The following is a 23,796-nucleotide window of genomic DNA, read 5'->3' as shown; positions in this document are numbered from 1 at the left end:
GGCACGAAACTCGCCAAATCGCCTGTCCGGCAGTACACGTCGACCTGGTTGCGTTGGGCCAGCACCTCCCCCGGATCGACGAACAGCGGTCATAGCAAGGACCTTTGGCACTTGTGAGGGTGATTACCCTCGGCCGCACGGTTCGATTCAAAGCGGCAACCTCAACCCATCGATGGCGAATTCCCCTTGAGGAGTGGACATGAACGTCGTCGTCGCCGTCGTCAGTGCGGTCATCGTCGTGGCGCGCTGATTTTGGCTGCGCAATGTTTTCGGCCAGCACACCCTCGACGAGACGTTGGCGGACACCGAAGTGATCAACGCCAGCATCCGGCAGATCCTGGAGAAGCGCGCGAAAATCATTGCCGCGGAGGGTGAATCGCTGGCAGCGGCGTTGGAACTGAACTAATCCGGGCACGACGATGCCGAGGAACAGCTAGGTCTCGAGATGTTTCTTCAGTCCGGTCAACGTGCTGTCGACGAGACCCTTGATCACTCGGTTCCGAATGAAGCCGGGAAGCGGCAGGTTGTGGTGGATGGTCAACTCGTAGGTCACCGACGTCTTTCCGGGTGCCAACTCTTCGAGCGTGTAGTGGCCTTCCTGTCCCGTCTGCAGCTTTCCTTTCACCATCGTCCAGCTCATGCCATCGTCCTGGTGTTCGTAGGACAACGTGTAACTGTCCGTGCCGACGGTCGCCGACGCCTTGAACCGGGCCGTCGCCGGCAAGTCGCTGTCCTCGTACGCCTCAAGTAACTCGACCTCCAGGATCTCGGGGATCCACTCGACCTGGCTCTCCACATCACGGATGGTCGCCAGAACGTCGGCGAACGGCGCCTGGATGTGCACTGTCTTCGTCGCGGAGTCAGTGGGCATGATCACCGTCTCCGTAGTAGCCGAGCCGAAGCAGCGTGGTGATCTCGCTGACCAACGGCATCCGCGGGTTGGTGCGGTTGCTGAGGTCCTGGAAGGCCGTCATCGCCAGCTGCGGCAGTGCTTCGAGGAACTCGTCCTCAGAGATGCCGATCTGCCTCAACGAGCGCGGCATGTTCAACCGATCGAGCAGATCTTCAACCCTCTGGAACAGTCGACGGCGGCTCTCCTCCGGCTCGTGGCCTCCGAACAGTATTGCTCCCAACTGCGCGTACTTCTCCGGCGCAACGTAGGAGGAATACCCCGGCGCCGGCATGAACTTGCTTGGGAGGCTTGCGTTATAGCGCAGCACATGCGGCAGGAACACACCATTGGCCCGGCCATGGGCAATCTTGAACCTTGCGCCGACCGCATGCGCGAGGGCATGGTTCGTCCCGACGAATGCGTTCGAGAACGCGAGTCCGGCCAGAGTCGCCGCGTTGGACATGTCGGTGCGTGCGGACAAATCGGCCGGGTTCTCGTACGCCTTCGGCAGTGCATCGAAGATAAGGCGCGCCGACTGGACGCAGAAGGCGTCGGTGTACGGCGAAGCGAAGATAGACGCGACGGCTTCCAGGGAGTGCGTCAACGCGTCGATACCGGTGTCGGCGGTCAACGACGGTGGCATCGACAATGTCAGGATCGGGTCGACGATCGCGGTGTCGGGAAGGAGGCAATAGTCGACGAGCGTTTCCTTCCGGTCCCCGACCGTCAGCACTGCGGCCGGCGACACCTCGGACCCGGTGCCCGATGTCGTGGGAACCGCGATCAGTTGGACCTTGTGCCCGTCGCGCGGGAAGTTGGCGACCCGCTTCCGCGGATCCAGGAATGGCAGAGTGAGATCCTCCAGGCTCATTTCCGGGTGCTCGTAAAACAGCCGCATGGCCTTCGCCGCGTCGAGCACAGAACCGCCGCCGACGGCGACGATCGCCCCGGGGCGGGCTCGCTCAAGCAGCGCAACGCCACGGAGGATGGTGGTTTCGTCCGGCTCCGGCTCTACCTCACTGAACACCTGTAGGTGACGGGCCCGCAGGTTGCGCCGCAGTTGGTCGACCACCCCGCGCGACTCGCTCTGCGCATCGGTAATGACCACGACCACGTCACAGTCGACGTCTCGAAGGTTCTCCAGCGCTCCGGCGTTGAAGTAGATGTTGGACGGGACCCGGAACCATTGCGGCGGGGTGCGCCGCTTCGAGACGGTCTTGATGTTGAGCAGTTGCAGGTAGTTGATGTTCTCGGTCGTGCTCGATCCGCCCCACGTCCCGCACCCGAGGGAGAACGTCGGGGTGAGGCTGTTGTAGATGCCGCCGAGCGCACCGACCGCAGTGGGGGCGTTGACCAGGATCCGTCCGGTGCGCACCGCGAGGCTGTACGCGTCGATCACCGCCTGGTCGTTGGCGTAGATCGCCGACGTATGGCCCAACCCACCGTGCTCGGTGACGAGGACGGCGGCGTCGATGGCGTGCCTGACATCGCGGGCTCGCACCAGGCCGAGGACGGGCATCAGCTTCTCCTGCACCAACGGATGCTCGGCGAGCTCCTCGAGATTCGCCGGCAGTGGTGCGAGAAGCACCTTCGCTGCGGGGTCCACGGTGAAGCCCGCCCGCGCAGCGAGTTCGGGCGCCTGCTGTCCCAATGCTTCGCGATTGACCGTCTCGCCGCAACCGAAGGCAAACTCGGCAAGCGCGTCGACTTCCTCGTCGCTGAGCAGGTGGGCACCCATGCGCACGAACTCGGCGACCATCTCGTCGTACACCTCGTGGTCGACGATGCAGGTCTGCTCCGCCGGGCAGATCACCGAAGCGTCGAAGGTCTTCGAGATCAAGATGTCAACGACCGCCCCCTTCACATCGGCCGTCCTGTGTATGTAGATCGGGGCGTTGCCCGGACCGACACTCAGCCCGGGCTTCCCGGAGGCATTCGCGAGTGCAACGATCTTCGATCCGCCTGTGACCCAGATGAAGTCGACCTTCGGATGCTTGAAGAGGTAATGCGTCACCTCGCGCGCGGCATCGGGTATCACCTGCAGCGCTCCCGGCGGCATGCCGGCTGACTCGGCTGCGGTGCGCAGGATCTCGACACTCCGCTGGCACGAGCGCACCGCTATCGGCGACGGGCGGAACAACACGGCGTTGCGGGTCTTGGCGGCGACGATCGACTTGTAGAGAACAGTGGAGGTCGGATTGGTCACCGGGGTGATGGCGAGCACGACACCGATCGGCTCTGCGACATGAACGATGCTGCGCTCGACGTCCTCATCGATCACACCTGCGGACTTCTTTTCCCGCAGATAGTCGGAAAGGAATTCGGTGGCCACGTAGTTCTTGACGACCTTGTCCTCGAAGACACCGAAACCGGTCTCCTCGATAGCCAACGCCGCCAGCTCGGGGGCCGCACGGACACCCGCGCGCACCATGGCTTCGACGATGGCGTCGACCTGCCCTTGATCGAGTTCGCGGAAGGCGCGACTGGCAGCCTCAGCGGTGTCAACCATTGCATCGACCCGGTCCATGCGGTCGTCGCGTACTTCACCCGCTTCCGGTGGCCCGGCGACGGAAGCTCGCAGCATCGATTCGGGTCGGACCTCGGACTGAGTCATAGTCACCCCATGGAATTGGCATGAGCCCCGCCCGGCGACCCGAAAACCTCGGGGTCGGGCGAGTCCGCGCCGCCGGCACTGCCTGTTGACACGGCCGGCATGCGCACGCCCACGCGATCAGTGTGACAAGACCTGGGCGACATGGCAGCGGATTGCCGCAATGCGCGCCGGGACCCTACTCGACAATCAGGCGCAGAAGGCATTCGATGGCATCCGTGAGTTCTGCACAACGATCCCGCGCCGTAAGCTTCATGCTCGGCGTCAGGTCGCAGGCCTCGACGGACAGTTCGCGGTCCGTCGTCGAGAACTAGCCGGCATGTTCACGGTGCTCCGAGCGGTGGTCACCATGTTGATCGCTTTCCCAGCAGCACCGTCGACCCCGCTACGCCGCCGACACAGTGACCTTGTCCTCTGGCCTTACGCGGGCTCTAGTCGAAGGATCAGGAAGTAGCCGCGTAGGGGGCTTTAGAGCCCGATTGCGTGGCCCGAGCAGAGGAGTGTTCGATGACCGAGGCCACCTCCATCGCCTTTTCGGTGTGGCGGAAGATCGCCATGGCAACCTGGCGTCCCCGGACAGACCCGACGATTTCGGCCACGATGGACATCGAAGCCGCGGCGCTGCTCAAGTACGTCGACCAAGTCCGTGTCGCCACCGACCAGCACGTGACCCCGGTGGACCTCGTGGGCAGGGCTGCCGGCAAGGTCTTCGAAGCCCTGCCGGGGCTCAACGGGCGGGTCGTGTTCGGCAGCTTCCTGCCCTCCCCCACCATCGACTGCTTCTTCGTTGTCTCGCTGCGGACAGATCCGGTGTCCGGAATCGAAGCAGCCCGAACCGACCTCTCGGGCGCCGTGGTGCGCCGCGTCAACGAGAAGCCGCCCTGGGTGATCGCCAAGGAGCTCGCCGATCGTGCCGACCGCATCCGCCATGACCGTGACCCCCAGTTCAAGCAGACCAAGGCCCTGGTCAAGGGGCTGCCGCCGCTGTTGCTGCGCCCGGTGATGGAGGGCATCGGGTTCATCACCGAGAGCCTCCAGCTGCCCATTCCGCTTATTGGCCTCGAGGCCCGACCGTACGGCTCGGTACTGGTCAGCAATGTGGGAACCTACGGCCTGGACAGCGCCTCTGCCCCGGTGCCGACCTTCTGCCACGTGCCGGTCACGATCCTGGTCGGCGCTGTGACAGACAAGGTGTTGGCGCGAAACGGTCGACCCGTCGTGCGTCCGGTGCTACCCCTGACGATCAATCTTGACCACCGGTTCGTCGACGGCTACCAGGCGGCGACGATGGCCCGCATCTTCCGCGAGTATCTGGCTGATCCCGCCGCCATCGACCCAGTGCCTCCTGCGCTCCCGGTACGACGTACCAGTGCTGCAGCGATCGGATGATCGCTGACATCCCAGACTGTGACACCACCGCTGAATCGGGCCACCTGTGCCAGGGTGGAGCGATGGCGGGTGTGGCGAACGTCCTGGGCTGGGCCAAGCAGCAGCTCATCGCCCGGGTTCCCAAGGCGGATCTGGACCAGCGCGACCCGGACTACATCCGAGACCAGTTGCCCGGCCTGTGGATGCTCGCCTCCCTGTACTTCCGGGCCGACGTTGGTGGACTGCATCGCGTTCCTGCGGACGGACCGGTGCTGCTGGTGGGCAACCACAGCGGCGGCAACGTTCCCCCGGACACCTTCGTGTTCACCCTGGCGTTCAGCTCCTACTTCGGTGTCGAGCGGCCGTTCTACCAACTCGTGCACAACCTTGTCGCCGTCTACCCGATGTTGGGCTGGCTTCGCAAGTTCGGCACTGTGGCGGCCAGTCCCGACAACGCCCGGCTGGCGCTCGAGTCCGGCGCCGCCGTGTTGGTGTATCCGGGCGGCGACTACGAGGTGTACCGCCCGTCATGGCAGCGACACCTCGTCGACCTCGGTGGCCGCAAAGGCTTCGTGCGACTCGCCCGCGAGACCGCTGTGCCGATCGTTCCGGTCGCCAGCGTCGGCGGCCAGGAAACCGCGTTGTTCCTCGGACGCGGGCAGTGGCTGGCCAGATTGCTGATGCTCGACAAGGTGCTGCGACTCAAGAGCATGCCGATCTCCGTAGCGCTGCCGTGGGGCTTGAACATCACTGACTGGTTGGGCCACATCCCGCTGCCGGCGAAGATCGTCATCGAGGTGCAGGAGCCGATCGAGGTCACCGACGACGACCAGGCGGTCTATGACGAGGTCGTGGCCAGCCTGCAGGCCGGCGTGGATCGGTTGGCCGCCGAACGTCGATTCCCGGTGATCGGCTGATGCGCGTCGAACGCCGGATCTTTGTCGGCGCGGATCGCGACGCCGTGTGGAAGGTGCTCGGCGACCCGGGCTGCTACCCGTCTTTGCTGCCTCACCTGGAGCGGTGGGAGACCATCACCGAAGGCCCGCTGGGGGTCGGGTCGCGCTACACCGTGTTGTGGAGGATCGGCTCGATACCGGTGGGTGGCATCACCGAGGTGGTGGAGTTCGACAAGGCGCGAGACCTGGCCTGGATCAACATCACCGGCGTGACCCAACGCGGCCGCTTCCGGCTGCGCGACGCTGGGCCGGGCCGAACCCTCGTCACATTCCGGCTTGCTTACCACTCGGATGGCGGGCTGCTTGGCTTGATCGCCGACCGCCTTGCGGCCCGCCAAGTCGGCCGCTCACTCTCAGAAAGCCTAAAAAACCTTCAACGCCTCGTGCAGCCTTAGACCAGACACGACGCGAAAACGAGAGCCTCTTCCATGTGTCGGTGTGACTCAGGCGCAGACCGGCTACAACTTGTCTCGAGGTCAACCGGGGGTGATTTTCGGGCGTACCGTGCTGACCCCGCAATTGCGCTGAGCAGTGGGAACAGTCCCACGTCGTGCCCCACCGATTCACGGCATTCGCACCCCGTTGTGACAAGCTCGTGAGAACGTCGGGCGGCTCCAGCCAATAGCGCTGGACCGAAGCGCCCGGGTTTGCGACACCGAGTCCGGCGAAATCTTGACCACCGACGGCGCAGCACCGCGACCGATCCGAGCAGCCTGGCGTCCGATGCTTCACTTCCCGGACCCCGACAACATCGACTGGGATGCCCTTCGCCGCCGGACCCAACGTCGGGCAGATGTTTGGCAACTCCATCAACCCGTGCATTGGCGACGACGACAGGAACGACGCTCTCGACTCGCTGCGCCATTCGATTGATCGGAAGAAGCGCCAGCGCGACCCGAGCCTGCCGCACTTGGTGGCGATCGCGCCGACGTTCCCGCGCATTGCCGTCTCACCAAACGAGTTCGCCAACACCTGGGACGTGTTCGGACCGCTCATCGACGAACGGCTTTGGCCGAACCCGAAATATCGGGGGCGTCGGGAATCCTCGAGCACAACACCCGCCGCGTGGCCCCACCGTCCGGGCTTTCCTACTTCGTCGGCTACGGCCCGAACCCGAACGCAACGGTGGCAGTACCCGAGACGATGGACCGCGCATTGAAGGGCGAAGCGGAGTTCCATGTGATGTGGCAGCGGCCCAGGCGTCCCGAAGCGGGACCGCTGCCGTCGCCGGGCGGCTGAGTCGTGGGCACATTGCTCGCACAGCGGGGGTTCGGGCGATTTGACTGGTTCGATGTTTGAGCTGGGTAAATGATGGTGGGCGCGGAGGGGATCGAACCCACGACCGCTGGTGTGTAAAACCAGAGCTCTACCACTGAGCTACACGCCCGTGCTCGGGCAGGCTACACGGCCACGAGGCGCGACGGGAAATCCCGTCAGCGGTCCCGCAAGGCTGCGAGTGCATCCACCCATACCGCTTGATCGCGCAGCTCCCCCGGACCCTTCATCTCGGCCGATCTGACGACGCCGGCACGGTCGATCACGAAGGTCCCGCGGTTGGCGAACCCGGCGTCGTCGTTGAACACTCCGTACGCCTGCGCCACCTCGCCGTGCGGCCAGAAGTCCGACAGGACGGGAAACGTGAAGCCGCTCTGTTTGGCCCAGACCTTGTGCGTCGGTGGTGGCCCTACTGACACCGCAAGAGTCTGGGTGCGGTCGTTGACGTAGTCCGCCAGATGGTTCTGGATCTCGTCCAGCTCGCGCTGACAGATGCCCGTGAAGGCAAGCGGAAAGAACACCAACAACACGTCCTTCGCGCCCAGGAAGGCGCTCAGCGTGACGGGTCGACCGTCTTGATCCTTCAGCGTGAAGTCGGGCGCCGGTACGCCAACGTCCAACACGCCCTAGCGCCGGCCCGCGGACTTCGACTTCGGCTGGACCAGCCTGCTCGCGATCCAGTCGCCGAGGTTGGCCGACGAGGTCTGCATGAGACCGGCCGTCGGCGCGGATTCGGCGATGTCCGACGGGCGCACGTGCCCGGGATGACCGGTCTTGGGCGTCACCACCCACACGACGCCGTCTTCGGCGAGGGGTGTGATGGCGTCCATCAGGCGATCGACGAGATCACCGTCGTCGTCACGCCACCACAGCAGCACCACGTCGATGACGTCTTCCGCGTCCTCGTCCAGAAGCTCGCCACCGCATGCATCCTCGATGTCGAACCGAATGTCGTCGTTGGTGTCCTCGTCCCAGCCCAGCTCCTGGACGAGTTGATTCTTCTCGATGCCCAGCTTTCGGGCGTAGTTCGGCGAGTCCGCCGCAACCACCGTTTCCTCCTTCGGCCAGCGTGTCAGCTTTGACCTATCGTCGCACGGCTTGGGCCTTCACCCGACGCCTGGCGCTCCGAAGGATCAATATGCGGCGTCACAGGCCGCCCCTGCCGCGGTCTTTGAATCGTTGAGTTGGCGGATCGCGACGTTGAACTCATCCGGCCCCGGGTCCCGTGCGAGCACGCCCGCCAACTGCCGCGCGGAGTCGACCCAGCCGTTCAAGGCCCTGGTCAGATCGGGCGACAGCTGAGTCGACAGACTTCCTGCGACCAAGTCAGCGCTGCGGTTCAGCGAGTCGACGGCCGGTCCGACCTTGCCCGGCGCATCCGGGGCGTCGTTGTTGTAGGCCTCGACATACGCGTTCACCGCTTGGACAGATTCATCGCTACTCGAACCGAGCGCATCGCAGGAGGTGCGCACGGCAGCCTTGGTCACCGCCACCTGGCGCTCGGATTCGGACGCCGCGACCGACGACGCCACGGACGCGCGGTACTCGGGTGCCGCGACGCCGTCGGACGTGGCGGACCCCTGGGTGATGGACGTGCAACCCACGACGATCATGACGAGGCCCGCGAGGCTGCCCGTCACGAGGCAGGCGACTCGAAGTCGCCGTGCTGGGCCCCAAGTCGTCACAGTCTTCAGACCGTACCGCTTGGCCCGATTCATCGCCGGTTCATTTCTCCTATGCCAACCCCGGCCGAGCACGTGCGGGACGATGGGGGCACGATGGAGAGGACGCTGAAGATGAAGATGAACGTCACGTGGGACGGGGTCACGAGCTCCCGATCACGCCTATCAAGGAGCGGCAGTTGACCACCGAGTTCGCCCGCCAGGACCTGGCCCAAAACTCCGGCACCGCAGGCGAACCCGACCGGGTGCGCGTGATACGAGAAGGCGTCGCCTCCTACCTGCCGGACATCGATCCCGAGGAGACCAGCGAGTGGCTCGAATCGTTCGACGCCCTGCTGGAACGGTCCGGACCGGCCCGGGCGCGGTATCTGATGTTGCGACTGCTGGAGCGCGCTGGCGAACAGCGCGTCGCGATTCCGGCTCTGACGTCGACGGACTACGTGAACACGATTCCGACGGAATTGGAGCCGTGGTTCCCTGGCGATGAGGACGTCGAACGGCGTTACCGTGCCTGGATCCGGTGGAACGCCGCCATCATGGTGCACCGCGCACAGCGGCCGGGAGTCGGTGTGGGAGGGCATATCTCGACGTACGCGTCGTCTGCGGCCCTCTACGAGGTCGGTTTCAACCACTTCTTCCGCGGTAAGTCCCACCCCGGTGGGGGCGACCAGATCTACATCCAGGGTCACGCCTCGCCCGGTATCTACGCGCGTGCGTTTCTCGAAGGCCGGCTAACCGCAGACAAGCTCGACGGGTTCCGTCAGGAGCACTCCCACCCCGGTGGCGGCATCCCGTCGTACCCGCACCCGAGGTTGATGCCGGACTTCTGGGAGTTCCCCACCGTGTCGATGGGCCTCGGCCCGATGAATGCCATCTACCAGGCGCGGTTCAACCACTACCTGCACGACCGCGGCATCAACGACACCTCCGATCAGCACGTGTGGGCGTTCCTCGGCGACGGCGAGACCGACGAGCCGGAGAGCCGCGGCTTGGCCCACGTCGCCGCCCTGGAGGGGCTCGACAACCTGACCTTCGTCATCAACTGCAACCTGCAGCGCCTCGACGGGCCGGTGCGTGGCAACGGCAAGATCATCCAGGAGTTGGAGTCGTTCTTCCGCGGCGCGGGCTGGAACGTCATCAAGGTCGTGTGGGGCCGCGAGTGGGACGCGCTGCTGCACGCGGACCGCGACGGCGCCCTGGTCAACCTGATGAACACCACGCCCGACGGCGACTTTCAGACGTACAAGGCCAACGACGGCGGCTACGTCCGCGACCACTTCTTCGGCCGCGACCCGCGGACGAAGGCGCTGGTGGACAAAATGTCCGACGCCGACATCTGGAACCTCAAGCGTGGTGGTCATGACTATCGCAAGGTCTACGCCGCCTACCGGGCCGCCATGGAGCACAAGGGTCAGCCGACGGTGATCCTGGCCCACACCATCAAGGGCTACACGCTGGGCAAGCACTTCGAAGGCCGCAACGCCACGCATCAGATGAAGAAGCTGGCGCTCCAGGACCTCAAGGACTTCCGGGAGGCTCAGCGCATCCCGATCTCCGACGCCCAGCTCGAGGAGAACCCGTACCTGCCGCCGTACTACCACCCGGGGCCCGACGCGCCCGAGATCCGCTACCTGCTGGACCGACGGAGAACCCTCGGCGGATTCCTGCCCGCCCGGCGAAACAAGTCGAAGGCGCTGCCCCTCCCCGGTCGCGACGCCTACAAGTTGCTGAAGAAGGGCTCGGGCACCCAGGCCGTCGCCACCACCATGGCGACCGTCCGCACGTTCAAGGAACTGTTGCGCGACAAGGAGATCGGCAAGCGGATCGTGCCGATCATTCCGGACGAGGCGCGCACGTTCGGCATGGACTCGTGGTTCCCCAGCCTCAAGATCTACAACCGCAACGGACAGCTGTACACGGCCGTCGACGCGGAACTCATGTTGGCCTACAAGGAAAGTGAAACCGGGCAGATCCTGCACGAGGGCATCAACGAGGCAGGCTCGACGGCGTCCTTCACCGCGGTCGGCACGTCGTACTCGACGCACAACGAGCCGATGATCCCGATCTACATCTTCTATTCGATGTTCGGCTTCCAGCGCACCGGTGACGGGTTGTGGGCGGCCGCGGACCAGATGGCCCGTGGGTTCGTGCTCGGCGCGACCGCGGGACGCACCACGCTGACCGGCGAGGGTCTGCAACACGCCGACGGACACTCGATGCTGTTGGCCGCCACCAATCCCGCGGTCGTGGCCTACGACCCGGCCTTCGCCTTCGAGATCGCCTACATCGTCGAGAGCGGGCTGTCTCGGATGTACGGCGAGAACGCCGAGAACGTCTTCTTCTACATCACCATCTACAACGAGCCGTACGTGCAGCCCGCGGAGCCGGAGAACTTCGACCCCGAAGGGTTGCTCCGCGGGATGTACCGCTACCGGGCGTCGAAGGACAAGCGCACCAACGTCGCGCAGATCCTGACCTCTGGCGTGGCGATGCCAGAGGCGCTGCGGGCCGCGGACCTACTCGCGGCAGAGTGGGACGTCGCCGCCGACGTGTGGTCGGTGACGAGTTGGGGTGAGCTCAACCGCGACGGCGTGGCCGTCGAGAAGGAACTGCTGCGCCACCCGGAACGGCCCGCCGCCGTTCCGTACGTCACCAAGGCGCTCGAATCCACCGCTGGACCGGTCGTGGCGGTATCCGACTGGATGCGGGCAGTCCCCGAGCAGATTCGCCCGTGGGTGCCCAACACGTACGTCACGCTCGGCACCGACGGCTTCGGCTTCTCCGACACGCGGCCCGCCGCGCGCCGGTACTTCAACACCGACGCGGAGTCGGTGGTGGTCGCGGTGCTGGAGGCGCTGGCCCGCGACGGAGAGATCGATCCGTCGGTCGCCATCGCCGCCGCCAGGCAGTATCAGATCGACGACGTCATGGCCGCGCCGGTGCAGACCTCCGACCCGGGCCCTGGCGCGTAAACCTCGCCATTGGAGGAATCCACTAGAAATCGGGCGTACCTTTTAGAGATGGCGGACGACCAACCCTCGGCTGCGCGCACGTCGCCGCTCGAACTGCTGGACTCCGTCCCCGAATCACTCCTCCGTCGCGTCAAGCAGTACTCGGGGCGACTGGCCACCGAGGCCGTCCACGTGATGGCCGAGCGATTGCCGTTCTTCGCCGAACTCGAGGCGTCCCAGCGCGCGAGCGTCCAGCTCGTCGTGCAGACGGCGTTGGTGAACTTCGCCGAGTGGATGCGCAACCCGCGCAGCGACGTGGGCTACACCGCCGAAGCGTTCGCATTGGTTCCGCAGGAACTCACTCGGCGGATCGCCCTGCGACAGACCGTCGACATGGTGCGGGTGACGATGGAGCACTTCGAGGAAGCCGTGCCGATGCTGGCCCGCAACACCGACCAGATGACGGCCCTCACCATCGGCATCCTGCGCTACAGCCGGAACCTCGCGTTCGCGGCGGCATCGGGATACGCCGACGCCGCCGAGGCGCGAGGCGCCTGGGACACCCGGATGGAGGCCAACGTCGTCGACGCGGTCGTCCGTGGCGACATCGGGCCGCAGCTCCAGTCGCAGGCGGCCGCGCTGAACTGGGACGCGACCGCGCCGGCGACGGTGCTCGTCGGGTTCCCTCAACCCGGGCGCGCCGACTACGCGAGCGAGGACGTTCACGAGATCGTCAACCGCAACGGCCGCGCGGCGTTGTCCGACGTGCACGGCACATGGCTGGTGGCGATCGTGTCGGGGCACCTGTCCCCCACGGACAAGTTCCTCGCAGAGCTTCTCGAGGTGTTCGCCGACGGGCCGGTGGTGATCGGCCCGTTCGCGGCGTCTCTGGTGGCGGCCCACTACAGCGCTGCGGAAGCCATCGCGGGCATGAACGCCGTCGCAGGCTGGAGCGGCGCGCCGCGACCGGTGTCCGCCCGCGAACTCCTGCCCGAGCGGGCACTGCTGGGCGACCCGTCGGCCATCGCCGCGCTCGACTCGGACGTCATGCGCCCGCTCGCCGACGCGGGTCCCGCACTGACGGAGACACTGGACGCCTATCTCGATTCCGGGGGCGCGATCGAGGCCTGTGCTCGCAAATTGTTCGTTCATCCAAACACCGTCCGCTACCGGCTCAAACGGATCGCCGACTTCACGGGCCGCGATCCCACGCTGCCGCGCGACGCGTACGTGTTGAGGGTGGCTTCTACGTTGGGCAGACTGGGTCGGCAAGCCCCTCATTCCATCACGGCGAATGCAAACTTGGCTCGGCTGACAGGCGGCTCGGGGACCCGCTCGGGCGGCCAACGCGGGGGGTAATAGGTCGCGAGGAGATCTCGTTGCGGTCGCATCACATGCGGTTTTGTATGTTCTCCACAAAAACATAAGACGAGGTTCATAAACTCTTACACCACGCAAAACCGGTTTCACAGTGTTCTCTTAATCCGTGCCCCAAACACCCGTGCTCGCGCTGCTCGCTCCCGGCCAAGGATCGCAGACTCCCGGCATGCTTTCGCCGTGGCTCGAACTGCCGGGTGCCGACGAGCGCATCGCCTCGTGGTCCGAGACCATTGGCCTGGACCTGGCCCGGTTGGGCACCGCGGCAACCGCCGACGAGATCACCGATACCTCGGTCACGCAACCCCTCGTCGTCGCCGCGACGCTGCTGGCACATCAGGAACTGACCAAGCGCGGCCTGCTGGCCGGCGCCGAGACGGTGGTGGCAGGGCACTCGGTCGGTGAGATCGCCGCCTACGCCATCGCGGGTGTGCTCTCCGCAGACGACGCGGTGACGCTGGCCGCCACCCGCGGCTCCGAGATGGCCAAGGCGTGCGCGGTCGAGCCGACCGGCATGGCCGCCGTGCTCGGTGGCGACGAGGCCGAGGTGCTGGCTCGCCTCGACGCTCTCGACCTGGTGCCCGCCAACCGGAACGCCGCCGGACAAATCGTCGCGGCAGGCGCCCTCTCGGCACTGGAGAAGCTCGTCGAGGACCCGCCCGCCAAGGCGCGCGTACGACTGTTGGCGACCGCGGGCGCGTTCCACACTCACTTCATGGCCTCGGCGCGCGACGGCTACTCGGCCGCCGCCGATGCCGTCACCGCCTCCGAGATCTCGGGGTCGACCACGACCCTGCTGTCCAACGCCGACGGCCAGCCCGTGACGTCGGCCGGCGACGCGATGTCCAAGCTCGTCGCGCAGCTGACCCGGCCGGTGCGCTGGGATCTCTGCACCGAGACCATGCGGCAGCGCGAGGTCACCGCGATCATCGAGTTCCCGCCTGCGGGCACTCTGGTGGGCATCGCCAAACGAGAACTTCGGGGTGTACCGACGTACGCCGTCAAGACCCCCGCAGACCTGGACGGGCTCTCCGAGCTCTAAGCCAGACAACTCCATGTCGTCGCTCCATCAGGGAGCGTCGATGCCAAGAGAAACACAAGAAAGAAGGAGCCATAGTGGGCGCCAGCCAGGCAGAAATCATCTCGGGTCTCGCAGAGATCATCGAAGAGGTCACCGGCATCGAGCCGTCCGAGGTCACCCCCGAGAAGTCGTTCGTCGACGACCTGGACATCGACTCGCTGTCGATGGTCGAGATCGCGGTGCAGACCGAGGACAAGTACGGCGTGAAGATCCCGGACGAGGACCTCGCCGGTCTGCGCACCGTGGGCGACGTCGTTGCCTACATCCAGAAGCTCGAGGAAGAGAACCCCGAGGCTGCCGCCGCACTGCGCGATAAGTTCACCCAGTGACACGCCCTTCCACTGCTAACGGCGATTTCCCCAACGTCGTCGTGACCGCCGTCACGGCGACCACCTCGGTCGCTTCGGACATCGAGAGCACGTGGAAGGGTCTGCTGGCGGGCGAGAGCGGCATCCGTGTCCTTGAAGACGAGTTCGTCGACAAGTGGGATCTGCAGGTCAAGATCGGCGGGCACCTCGCGGAGCCCCTCGATCCCCTGATGACCCGACTGGAACTGCGGCGTATGTCGTACGTCCAGCGGATGTCCAAGTACGTCGGCAATCAGCTGTGGGAATCCGCCGGCAGGCCCGAGGTCGACCCCGACCGTTTCTCGGTCGTGATCGGCACCGGCCTCGGCGGTGGCGAGAAGATCGTCGAGATGTACGACGCGATGAACGAGGGTGGCCCCCGCAAGGTGTCCCCGCTCGCCGTTCAGATGGTCATGCCCAACGGCGCGGCCGCGGTGGTGGGTCTCGAGCTCGGGGCCCGCGCCGGGGTCATGACCCCGGTGTCGGCATGTTCGTCGGGCTCGGAGGCCATCGCCCACGCGTGGCGTCACATCGTGATGGGTGACGCCGACATCGCCGTCTGCGGTGGTGTGGAGGGCATGATCGAGGCGCTGCCGATCGCGGCGTTCTCGATGATGCGGGCCATGTCGACCAGGAACGACGACCCCGAGGGTGCGTCGCGGCCGTTCGACAAGAACCGCGACGGCTTCGTCTTCGGCGAGGCCGGGGCGATGATGATCATCGAGACCGAGGAGCACGCCAAGGCTCGCGGCGCCACGCCGCTGGCCCGGATCATGGGTGCCGGCATCTCGTCGGACGCCTTCCACATGGTGGCTCCTGCACCGGACGGTCTTCGGGCCGGCCATGCGATGAAGCGCGCGATGGAGACGGCGGGGTTGTCCCCCAAGGACATCAACCACGTCAACGCGCACGCCACGTCCACCTCGATCGGCGACGTCGCCGAGGCGAATGCCATCCGGTCCGCCGGTGTGGAACACGCCGCGGTGTATGCGCCGAAGTCGGCACTGGGTCACTCCATCGGCGCCGTCGGCGCGCTGGAGTCGATCCTCACGGTGCTGGCGCTGCGCGACGGTGTCATCCCGCCGACGCTGAACTACGAGACGCCCGACCCCGAGATCGATCTCGATGTCGTCGCGGGTGAGCCTCGATACGGCGACTACCAGTACGCCATCAACAATTCGTTCGGCTTTGGTGGACACAATGTCGCCCTGGCCTTCGGGCGTTACTGAGCAGCCGATCCGGCGCTGAGAGGAATGGCAGGGTTGTCCCGTTTGACTCGCTTGTCGACGGGGAGCGGTCTCCCCAACGTGGTCGTCACTGGTTTTGCCATGACGACCGCGTTGGCGACCGATGCCGACGGCACCTGGAAACGGCTGCTCGACGGGGAGAGCGGCATCCGCACGCTGGATGACTACTTCGTCGATCTGTACGACCTGCCGGTGCGCATCGGCGGCCACCTGCTTGAGGACTTCGAGAGCGAACTGACGCCGGTCGAACTGCGTCGGCTCTCCTACCTGCAGAAGATGGCAACCGTCGTCGGCAGGCGCGCCTGGGACAACGCCGGCTCGCCGGATGTCGACACCAGGCGCCTGATGGTGTCGATCGGCACCGGCATGGGCTCGAGCGAGGAACTGCTATACGCCTACGACGGCATGCGGGAGAAGGGCTTCAAGGCCGTGTCACCGCTGGCGGTCCAGATGTACATGCCGAACTCGCCCGCCGCGGCCGTCGGGCTGGAACGCGGAGCCAAGGCCGGCGTCGTCACCCCGGTGTCGGCGTGCGCCTCCGGCAGCGAGGCCATCGCCAACGCATGGCGCAACATCGTGCTCGGAGAGGCCGACGTCGCCATCTGCGGTGGCGTCGAGACCAAGATCGAAGCGGTGCCGATCGCCGGTTTCGCACAGATGCGAATCGTGTTGTCCACCACCAACGACGACCCGGCGGGCGCATGCAGGCCGTTCGACAGGGATCGCAACGGCTTCGTGTTCGGCGAAGGTGCCGGGCTCATGGTCCTCGAGACCGAGGAGCACGCCCGGGCGCGCGGGGCCAACATCCTGGCGCGGCTGATGGGCGCTGGTGTCACCTCGGACGGGTACCACATCGTGGCGCCCGATCCGACCGGCGATCAGGCGGGGCACGCGATCACGCGAGCCATCCAGCTCGCGGGCCTGCAGCCGGGCGACATCGATCACGTGAATGCGCACGCCACCGGAACGTCGGTCGGCGACGTGGCCGAGGGCAAGGCCATCAACAACGCGCTCGGTGACAACCGGCCCGCGGTGTACGCACCGAAGTCGGCACTGGGCCACTCCGTCGGCGCAGTCGGCGCGGTGGAGTCCATCCTGACCGTGATGGCGCTGCGGGACGGAGTCGTCCCGCCCACGCTCAACCTGCGCAACCTCGACCCGGAGATCGACCTGGACGTGGTCGCCGGCGAACCGCGGCAGGGCAATTTTCAATACGCAATCAACAATTCGTTCGGATTCGGCGGGCACAACGTGGCGATCGCCTTCGGTAAGTACTGAGACCTAGGAGACAAATGATGACGACGATGGCCCCCGAAGCGGTAGACGAGTCACTGGATCCGCGCGATCCCCTACTGCGCCTGCGCGCATTCTTCGACGACGGCACCGTGGAACTGCTCCACGAGCGCGACCGCTCCGGATTGCTTGCGGCGTCCGGCGCCGTCAACGGCGTCCGCACCGTCGCCTTCTGCACCGACGGCACCGTGATGGGTGGCGCGATGGGAGTCGAGGGTTGCCGCCACATCGTCAACGCCTACGACACCGCCATCGAGGAGCAGAGCCCGATCATCGGCATCTGGCACTCGGGCGGCGCGCGGTTGGCCGAGGGCGTCAAGGCCTTGCACGCCGTCGGCGTGGTCTTCGAGGCGATGATCCGAGCTTCGGGCTACATTCCCCAGATCTCCGTGGTCGTCGGATTCGCCGCAGGCGGCGCGGCTTACGGGCCGGCGCTCACCGACGTCGTCATCATGGCGCCCGAGGGCCGCGTCTTCGTCACCGGCCCCGACGTGGTCCGCAGCGTCACCGGCGAGGACGTCGACATGGCGTCGCTCGGCGGTCCGGACACCCACCACAAGAAGTCCGGCGTGTGCCACATCGTCGCCGACGACGAGGCCGACGCCTATGAGCGCGGCCGCCGTCTGGTCGGATTGTTCTGCCAGCAGGGGCATTTCGACCGCACCAAGGCCGAAGCGGGTGACACCGACCTGCGTGCCCTGCTGCCGGAGTCGGCGCGCCGCGCGTACGACGTGCACCCGCTCGTCTCTGCCCTGCTCGACGACGAGACGCCGTTCGACGAGTTCCAGGCCAAGTGGGCGCCGTCCATGGTGGTCGGCCTCGGCCGGTTGGCCGGGCGGTCAGTCGGCGTGCTGGCGAACAACCCGTTGCGGCTCGGCGGCTGCCTGAACTCCGAAAGCGCCGAGAAGGCGGCACGATTCGTGCGACTGTGCGACGCGTTCGGCATCCCGATCGTCGTCATCGTCGACGTGCCCGGTTACCTGCCCGGCGTGGACCAGGAATGGGGCGGCGTCGTGCGCCGCGGCGCGAAGCTGCTGCACGCATTCGGTGAGTCGTCGGTTCCGCGCGTCACGCTGGTCACCCGCAAGATCTACGGCGGCGCCTACATCGCGATGAACTCGCGATCGCTGAACGCCACCAAGGTATTCGCGTGGCCGGACGCCGAGGTCGCCGTCATGGGCGCCAAGGCTGCGGTCGGCATCCTGCACAAGCGCAAGCTCGCCGCCGCTGCGCCCGAGGACCGCGAGGCCCTGCACGAAGACCTGGCCGCCGAGCACGAGCGGATCGCGGGCGGCGTGGACAGCGCCATCGAGATTGGCGTGGTCGACGCGAAGATCGACCCCGCTCACACCCGCAGCGTGCTGACCCAGGCCCTGGCCGAGGCACCCGCGCGCCGCGGCCGCCACAAGAACATTCCGCTGTAGGTCAGCCCACGAACTCCTGGGCCGTCTCCATCGCGCGCCGGCGGTCCTCGGCGACCAGACCGATTCGGGTACGGCGGTCGAGGACGTCGTCGACGTTGAGCGCCCCCTCATGAGTCGTCGCGTACTCGAACTCCGCTCGGGTGACGTCGATTCCGTCCGCCACCGGCGCGTTCGGGCGGTCGCAGGTGGCCCGGGCGACGACGTTGGACGCCTCGGCACCGTAACGCGCGACGAGCGACGACGGCAGGTCGACGGGCGACCGCAGCGTGTACACCGGATTCGCCGGCGCACCGACCAGCGGGAGGTTGCGGGTACGACACGGCGTTGCGGGCAGCGCGCGCAGGGCCACCGCCCGGTCCAGTACGTCCTGCGCCATGTAGCGGTACTCCGTGAGCTTTCCGCCGATCACGCTGAGCACGCCGTTCGTCGACTCCACGACGGCGTGTTCGCGTGAGACGTCGGCGGTCCTCGGGTCCTTCCCCGGTCGCTTCGCTCCTGCCCTCCGAACCTCCCCCGTGTCGATCAGCGGCCGCAGTCCGGCATAGGCGCCGATGACGTCATCGGGACGCAGCGCAACGTCGAGCGCGGTGTTGACGGTGTCGAGCAGGAACGCCACCTCCCCGGGAGTCGGCTCGGGCACGTCGGGAATGGGCCCCGGTGCGGCCTCGTCGGTGAGCCCGAGGTACACCCGCCCGAGTTGTTCGGGCATGGCGAACACGAAGCGGTTGATCTCTCCGGGAATCGGAACCGTCAGTGCCGCAGTGGGATTGCCGAAAGTCGCCGCGTCGAACACCAGGTGCGTGCCCCGACTGGGCCGCAACCTGATCGACGGGTCGACGTCGCCCGCCCACACCCCGGACGCGTTGATCACCGCGCCCGCGCTGATCTCGAGGGACTCACCGGTGAGCTGATCGGTCAGCCGCACCGAGGTGCCGGTGGCGTCCGATGCGGCGACGCGGGTGAGGATCCGCGCGCCGTGCTGGGCCGCGGTGCGGGCGACGGCGACGACCAACCGCGCGTCGTCGATCAGCTGGCCGTCATAGGCGAGGAGGGCGCCGTCGAGCCCATCTCGGCGCACCGTCGGCGCCAACTCGACCGCGCGGGCCGCATCCACGCGACGGGACCGCGGCAACGTCGACGCAGGAGTGCCCGCCAGCTTGCGCAGGCCATCACCCGCAGAGAAGCCGAACCGGACCAGCGCACGCGAGGCGTTGCTCATCGAGGGCAACAGCGGCACCAGTTGAGGCATTGCCTTGACGAGGTGAGGAGCGTTGCGCGTCATCAGGATTCCGCGTTCGACGGCGCTGCGGCGCGCGATGCCCACGTTGCCGGTGGCCAGGTATCGAAGTCCACCGTGGACCAACTTCGAACTCCACCGGCTGGTCCCGAAGGCGAGGTCGTGCTTCTCCACCAGTACGACGGACAGCCCGCGCGTCGCCGCGTCGAGCGCGATCCCCGTGCCGGTGATGCCACCGCCGATGACGACGACGTCGACGCGCGCGACGTCGCCGAGTGCCGCCAGGTCGGCGGTGCGACGAGCGGCGTTCAGGGCGGTCGACGGGGCTGAGGTGGTCATGGCTGGAGGTATCCGTTCAGCGCCAGGGCCAACTCGGTGACCAGACTCTCGGCAGGCAGGATCGGCTCGACCAGCTGGGCCGACAGGATCGTCGACTGGGTGATCAAGAGGCTCATCGCGGCGAGTTGCCTGGCGTCGCCGGCCCTGACGCTGCCCTCGTCCTGAGCGGACTTGATCTCGCCCGCGACGGTGTCGAGGAGGATCTGCTGGCTGGTGCCGAGCCGTTCGGAGAGATAGAACATCGCGAGGTCGGGCGCCTGGTGCAGCACCGACATGACGACGTCGTCGCGGCCCACCCGCTGGGCCACGCCGACGATGCGCTGGACCAAGGGCCCGCGGCCGACGCCCGCGCTGGGTACGGCGTCGAGGGCGTGGGTGATCCTGCTGGTCAGGAGCGCCGCGAGGATCGACCTCGTGTCGGGAAACCGGCGGTACACCGTGGGCCGGCTGACGGCTGCGCGACGGGCGATCTCCGCCAGCGTCACGCGATCGGCGCCGAACGCGAGGACACATTCGGCAGCGGCGTCGAGGATGCGGTCTTCGACGGAGTGCGGCCGTTCATCGTTACTGATTAACATGATCTGTAATACTGTAACGCATGATCCGATCGGAAGACCAGTCACTGCCCCCGATGAAGTGGAACGCCTGGGGAGATCCGGCCGCGGCCAAGCCCCTCCCCGACGCGATTCGGTCACTTCTCGTCCATGCCCTCGGGATCGAGACCGTCCCCGGGTCCGCTCCCGAGGCCGATCAGGTACGCCTGCGGCCGTCGGCGTTGTCGGACTCGGACCGCGAGGCGTTGGTGGCCATCGTCGGCGAGGCGCAGTGCATTTCGGACGACTACGGCAGGCTGTTGCGAGCCGGCGGCAAGTCAACCCTGGACCTGTTGAGGCGCCGGGACACCGGCGTGCAGGACGCGCCCGACGCGGTGCTGCTGCCCGCCGACGAGGACGAGATCGCCAAGATCCTGACGCAGTGCGCGCAACGGAGCATCGCGGTCGTTCCCTTCGGCGGCGGCACCAGCGTGGTCGGCGGACTCGATCCGATTCGTGGCGACTTCAAGGCCGTCGTCTCGCTGGATCTACGTCGCCTCGACGCGTTGCACGGCATCGACGAAGTCTCGGGAGAAGCCGAGCTGGGCGCCGGGGTCACTGGCCCCGATGCAGAGAGACTGCTTGCCGCGCAAGGCTTCTCGCTCGGCCACTTTCCGCAGAGTTTCCAGTTCGCCACGATCGGAGGATTTGCGGCGACGCGCTCGTCGGGTCAGGACTCCGCGGGGTACGGGCGATTCGACGACATGGTCCTCGGCCTGCGAGCCGTGACCCCGGCGGGAGTCCTCGACCTGGGGCGTGCGCCGGCATCTGCCGCGGGCCCGGATCTGCGGCAGCTCGTCGTCGGCTCCGAGGGTGTGTTCGGCGTGATCACCCGGGTGCGGGTCCGGGTGCATCCGATCCCGGAGACGACGCGCTACGAAGCGTGGTCGTTCCCCGAATTCGCGACGGGTGCGGCCGCGTTGCGGGCCGTCGTGCAGGACGGGGCGGGCCCCACCGTCATCCGGTTGTCCGACGAGGCGGAGACCGGCGTCAACCTCGCCACCACCGAGACCATCGGCGAGCAGAGCATCACCGGTGGGTGTCTGGCGATCACCGCGTTCGAGGGCACGGCCGAACACGCCGAGAGCAGGCACGCCGAGACGCGGGCGGTGCTGGCGGCGCACGGCGGCACGTCGCTTGGCGAGGGACCCGCGAGGGCGTGGGAACACGGCCGCTTCGGGGCCCCGTACCTCCGCGACTCGCTGTTGGCCGCGGGCGCGCTGTGCGAGACGTTGGAGACCGCCACGAACTGGTCGAACGTGAGCACGCTGAAGGCCGCGGTGACCGAGGCCCTGACCACGTCACTCGCCGAAACCGGTACCCCGGCACTGGTGTTGTGCCACATTTCCCATGTGTATCCGACCGGTGCCTCGTTGTACTTCACCGTCGTGGCCGGGCAGCGGGGCAACCCGATCGAGCAGTGGCGTACGGCCAAGATCGCCGCGTCCGAGGCCATGGTGCGCCACGGCGGAACCATCACCCATCACCACGCCGTGGGGGCCGACCACCGGCCGTGGATGCGCGACGAGATCGGCGATCTCGGCGTCGAGGTGCTGCGCGCCGTGAAGGCGGTGCTCGACCCCGCGGGAATCCTCAACCCGGGCAAGCTGATTCCGTGACCGTCGGCCGCGTCACCGTCCTGACGAATCCGGCGTCGGGACACGGCAGTGCGCCACACGCCACCGAGCGCGCAGTCGCGCAGTTGCATCGACGCGGTGTCGACGTCGTCGCCGTCGCGGGCACCGACGCCGAGCACGCGCGGCGACTCGTCGAGGCTGCCCTCGAACGCGGCATGGACGCGCTCGTCGTCGTCGGAGGTGACGGCATCGTCGCCCTCGCGCTGCAGGTACTCGCGCAGACCGAGATACCGCTCGCCATCATCCCGTCGGGCACCGGCAACGACCACGCGCGCGAATTCGGCATCCCGACAAGGGATCCCGAAGCCGCCGCCGACGTCGTCGTCGACGGCCGGGTCGAGACGGTCGACCTCGGCCGCATCCGTGGCGCCGACGGCACCGACCGCTGGTTCGGCACGGTGATGGCCGCCGGGTTCGACTCGCTCGTGACGGACCGGACCAACCGGATGCGCTGGCCACACGGCCGGATGCGGTACAACGTCGCGATGGTCGCCGAGTTGTCGAAGCTGCGACTGCTTCCCTTCCGCTTGACGTTCGACGGCGAGGAGTTGGTGACCGACCTGACGCTGGCAGCCTTCGGCAACACGCGCAGCTACGGCGGCGGCATGCTGATCTGCCCCGACGCCGACCACTCCGACGGCGAACTCGACGTGACGATGGTGCAGTCCGCGTCCCGCACCAAGCTGATCCGCCTGTTCCCGACGGTGTTCAAGGGCACCCACGTCGCCCTCGATCAGGTGCGGACGGCGCGGGCGAAGGTCATCACCGTCGATTCGCCCGGCATCAACGCCTATGCCGACGGCGAGTACGTCTGCCCGCTGCCGGTCGAGGTGTCGGCAGTGCCGGGAGCACTACGAATCCTCCGGCCTGCGTGATGGAGTGGGAGTTCGACGACGGCGACTGAACTACTGGCGAACTTCCGGTGGCACTGGTGCAGCGGTGTGCTCGGCGGCGCGAGCCGGACGTCCGCCAGTCGCCGAGCCCGTTCCGCCAGCACGCCATCCACTACCTCAGTCACGGTGATCAGGTCGAGCTCGGTGATCACAAGCGGTCCACCATGATCGGCGACGCGCCGCTGCACGGTCGCCGACTCCGAGGACCCCAATCCGGTGACGAACACCGCCGCCAACGGCCACGGGAGGTTCGTGATCCGCGACACCACGGTGCGCGCATCGGTGTGGGGCAGTGGAAGTCGTACCGCGCCTAGCGGAGTGCGATCGGAGATCAGCCCGGAGCAACTCGACGGACCTGGCCGGCGTCCTGTTCGCCATCGTCACCATGCCCCTACTTTCTACTTACATACGCACTTTAGACGTTCTGCAACTAGTGGATATGAGGATGTTCGGTTCGTTCGCCGGTCCGGTCAGCTCTTGGTGCCGCTGACCAGTTCAGGCGCAGGCCGGTCTTCGAGCGTCTCGGCTTGCCCGGCGACCACGCCGGTCAGGATCGCCCGCGCCGTCGCCAGCAGTTCGGCGACCCGCGGCGA

General features: G+C 66.8%; 21 protein-coding genes, 1 tRNA gene and 1 pseudogene. 14 read left to right on the top strand and 9 right to left on the bottom strand.

The window, feature by feature from the left end; all coding sequences use genetic code 11:
- Positions 1 to 433: 433 nt before the first annotated feature.
- Positions 434 to 871, bottom strand: coding sequence for an SRPBCC family protein (locus VET27_RS15660; protein WP_526519681.1), 438 nt, complete (start codon positions 869 to 871; stop codon positions 434 to 436).
- A complete protein-coding gene (gene adhE, locus VET27_RS15655; protein ID WP_526519679.1) occupies positions 861 to 3,506 on the bottom strand; it encodes a bifunctional acetaldehyde-CoA/alcohol dehydrogenase in 2,646 nt (881 codons plus the stop codon). Before adhE ends, VET27_RS15660 begins: the two co-directional genes overlap by 11 nt.
- Before the next feature lie 504 nt (positions 3,507 to 4,010).
- Here adhE and VET27_RS15650 point away from each other — a divergent pair.
- The 4 genes from VET27_RS15650 (at position 4,011) to VET27_RS15635 (ending at position 7,066) form a co-directional block, all read left to right on the top strand.
- Positions 4,011 to 4,892, top strand: coding sequence for a 2-oxo acid dehydrogenase subunit E2 (locus VET27_RS15650; RefSeq protein ID WP_526519677.1), 882 nt, complete (start codon positions 4,011 to 4,013; stop codon positions 4,890 to 4,892).
- 62 nt (positions 4,893 to 4,954) lie between these two features.
- Positions 4,955 to 5,788: a lysophospholipid acyltransferase family protein gene (locus VET27_RS15645; RefSeq protein WP_526519675.1), complete on the top strand. Its 834-nt coding sequence runs from the start codon at positions 4,955 to 4,957 to the stop codon at positions 5,786 to 5,788.
- Positions 5,788 to 6,222, top strand: a complete 435-nt coding sequence (locus tag VET27_RS15640) for an SRPBCC family protein (protein WP_526519673.1) — start codon at positions 5,788 to 5,790, stop codon at positions 6,220 to 6,222. Before VET27_RS15645 ends, VET27_RS15640 begins: the two co-directional genes overlap by 1 nt.
- Before the next feature lie 613 nt (positions 6,223 to 6,835).
- Positions 6,836 to 7,066 (top strand): hypothetical protein, encoded by a 231-nt coding sequence (locus VET27_RS15635; protein ID WP_526519671.1) that lies wholly within the window; start codon positions 6,836 to 6,838, stop codon positions 7,064 to 7,066.
- A gap of 73 nt (positions 7,067 to 7,139) precedes the next feature.
- Here VET27_RS15635 and VET27_RS15630 read toward each other — a convergent pair.
- The 4 genes from VET27_RS15630 to VET27_RS15615 all read right to left on the bottom strand — a co-directional run bounded on the left by VET27_RS15630 (position 7,140) and on the right by VET27_RS15615 (position 8,742).
- A tRNA-Val gene (locus VET27_RS15630) sits at positions 7,140 to 7,214 on the bottom strand.
- Positions 7,215 to 7,260: 46 nt separating this feature from the next.
- Complete coding sequence (locus tag VET27_RS15625; RefSeq protein WP_526519669.1) at positions 7,261 to 7,725, bottom strand: peroxiredoxin; 465 nt, start codon at positions 7,723 to 7,725, stop codon at positions 7,261 to 7,263.
- Between the two features lie 3 nt (positions 7,726 to 7,728).
- Complete coding sequence (locus VET27_RS15620) at positions 7,729 to 8,151, bottom strand: DUF3052 family protein (protein WP_526519667.1); 423 nt, start codon at positions 8,149 to 8,151, stop codon at positions 7,729 to 7,731.
- Between the two features lie 84 nt (positions 8,152 to 8,235).
- Entirely contained in the window at positions 8,236 to 8,742 is a 507-nt protein-coding gene (locus VET27_RS15615) for an Rv2240c family protein (protein WP_526519665.1), read from the bottom strand.
- Positions 8,743 to 8,963: 221 nt separating this feature from the next.
- On the opposite strand from VET27_RS15615, the gene aceE reads away from it, so the two are divergent.
- The 7 genes from aceE (at position 8,964) to VET27_RS15580 (ending at position 18,504) form a co-directional block, all read left to right on the top strand.
- Complete coding sequence (gene aceE, locus VET27_RS15610) at positions 8,964 to 11,756, top strand: pyruvate dehydrogenase (acetyl-transferring), homodimeric type (protein ID WP_526519663.1); 2,793 nt, start codon at positions 8,964 to 8,966, stop codon at positions 11,754 to 11,756.
- 48 nt (positions 11,757 to 11,804) lie between these two features.
- Positions 11,805 to 13,094 (top strand): PucR family transcriptional regulator, encoded by a 1,290-nt coding sequence (locus tag VET27_RS15605; RefSeq protein ID WP_526519661.1) that lies wholly within the window; start codon positions 11,805 to 11,807, stop codon positions 13,092 to 13,094.
- 142 nt (positions 13,095 to 13,236) lie between these two features.
- Complete coding sequence (locus VET27_RS15600) at positions 13,237 to 14,154, top strand: ACP S-malonyltransferase (RefSeq protein WP_526519793.1); 918 nt, start codon at positions 13,237 to 13,239, stop codon at positions 14,152 to 14,154.
- Positions 14,155 to 14,228: 74 nt separating this feature from the next.
- Complete coding sequence (gene acpM, locus VET27_RS15595) at positions 14,229 to 14,522, top strand: meromycolate extension acyl carrier protein AcpM (RefSeq protein ID WP_526519659.1); 294 nt, start codon at positions 14,229 to 14,231, stop codon at positions 14,520 to 14,522.
- Positions 14,519 to 15,769: a 3-oxoacyl-ACP synthase KasA gene (gene kasA, locus VET27_RS15590; protein WP_526519657.1), complete on the top strand. Its 1,251-nt coding sequence runs from the start codon at positions 14,519 to 14,521 to the stop codon at positions 15,767 to 15,769. The genes acpM and kasA overlap by 4 nt, the downstream gene beginning before the upstream one ends.
- Positions 15,770 to 15,793: 24 nt before the next feature.
- On the top strand, positions 15,794 to 17,065 hold the full coding sequence (kasB, locus tag VET27_RS15585; RefSeq protein WP_526519655.1) for a 3-oxoacyl-ACP synthase KasB: 1,272 nt from the start codon (positions 15,794 to 15,796) through the stop codon (positions 17,063 to 17,065).
- A gap of 17 nt (positions 17,066 to 17,082) precedes the next feature.
- Positions 17,083 to 18,504, top strand: coding sequence for an acyl-CoA carboxylase subunit beta (locus VET27_RS15580; protein ID WP_526519653.1), 1,422 nt, complete (start codon positions 17,083 to 17,085; stop codon positions 18,502 to 18,504).
- A 1-nt stretch (position 18,505) separates the two neighbouring features.
- Here VET27_RS15580 and VET27_RS15575 read toward each other — a convergent pair whose 3' ends face one another.
- Positions 18,506 to 20,080: a glycerol-3-phosphate dehydrogenase/oxidase gene (locus VET27_RS15575; protein WP_526519651.1), complete on the bottom strand. Its 1,575-nt coding sequence runs from the start codon at positions 20,078 to 20,080 to the stop codon at positions 18,506 to 18,508.
- Complete coding sequence (locus VET27_RS15570) at positions 20,077 to 20,661, bottom strand: TetR/AcrR family transcriptional regulator (protein WP_526519791.1); 585 nt, start codon at positions 20,659 to 20,661, stop codon at positions 20,077 to 20,079. Before VET27_RS15570 ends, VET27_RS15575 begins: the two co-directional genes overlap by 4 nt.
- Before the next feature lie 50 nt (positions 20,662 to 20,711).
- Here VET27_RS15570 and VET27_RS15565 point away from each other — a divergent pair, with 50 nt between their 5' ends.
- Genes VET27_RS15565 through VET27_RS15555 form a run of 3 tightly spaced genes read left to right on the top strand, consistent with a single transcriptional unit; the run spans position 20,712 to position 23,517 of the window.
- Positions 20,712 to 22,292, top strand: a complete 1,581-nt coding sequence (locus VET27_RS15565; protein ID WP_526519789.1) for an FAD-binding oxidoreductase — start codon at positions 20,712 to 20,714, stop codon at positions 22,290 to 22,292.
- Complete coding sequence (locus tag VET27_RS15560) at positions 22,289 to 23,185, top strand: diacylglycerol kinase (protein WP_526519649.1); 897 nt, start codon at positions 22,289 to 22,291, stop codon at positions 23,183 to 23,185. Before VET27_RS15565 ends, VET27_RS15560 begins: the two co-directional genes overlap by 4 nt.
- Before the next feature lie 47 nt (positions 23,186 to 23,232).
- Positions 23,233 to 23,517, top strand: coding sequence for a hypothetical protein (locus tag VET27_RS15555; RefSeq protein WP_526519647.1), 285 nt, complete (start codon positions 23,233 to 23,235; stop codon positions 23,515 to 23,517).
- Between the two features lie 156 nt (positions 23,518 to 23,673).
- On the opposite strand, the pseudogene VET27_RS15550 reads toward VET27_RS15555, so the two are convergent.
- Positions 23,674 to 23,796: pseudogene (locus tag VET27_RS15550) on the bottom strand (transcriptional regulator); the annotation flags it as partial.

The sequence above is a fragment of the Mycobacterium sp. genome (assembly GCF_035633495.1).
Lineage (GTDB): Bacteria > Actinomycetota > Actinomycetes > Mycobacteriales > Mycobacteriaceae > Mycobacterium.
The sequence above is the reverse complement of the archived record's forward strand: the minus strand, read 5'-3'. Positions and strand labels throughout refer to the sequence as shown.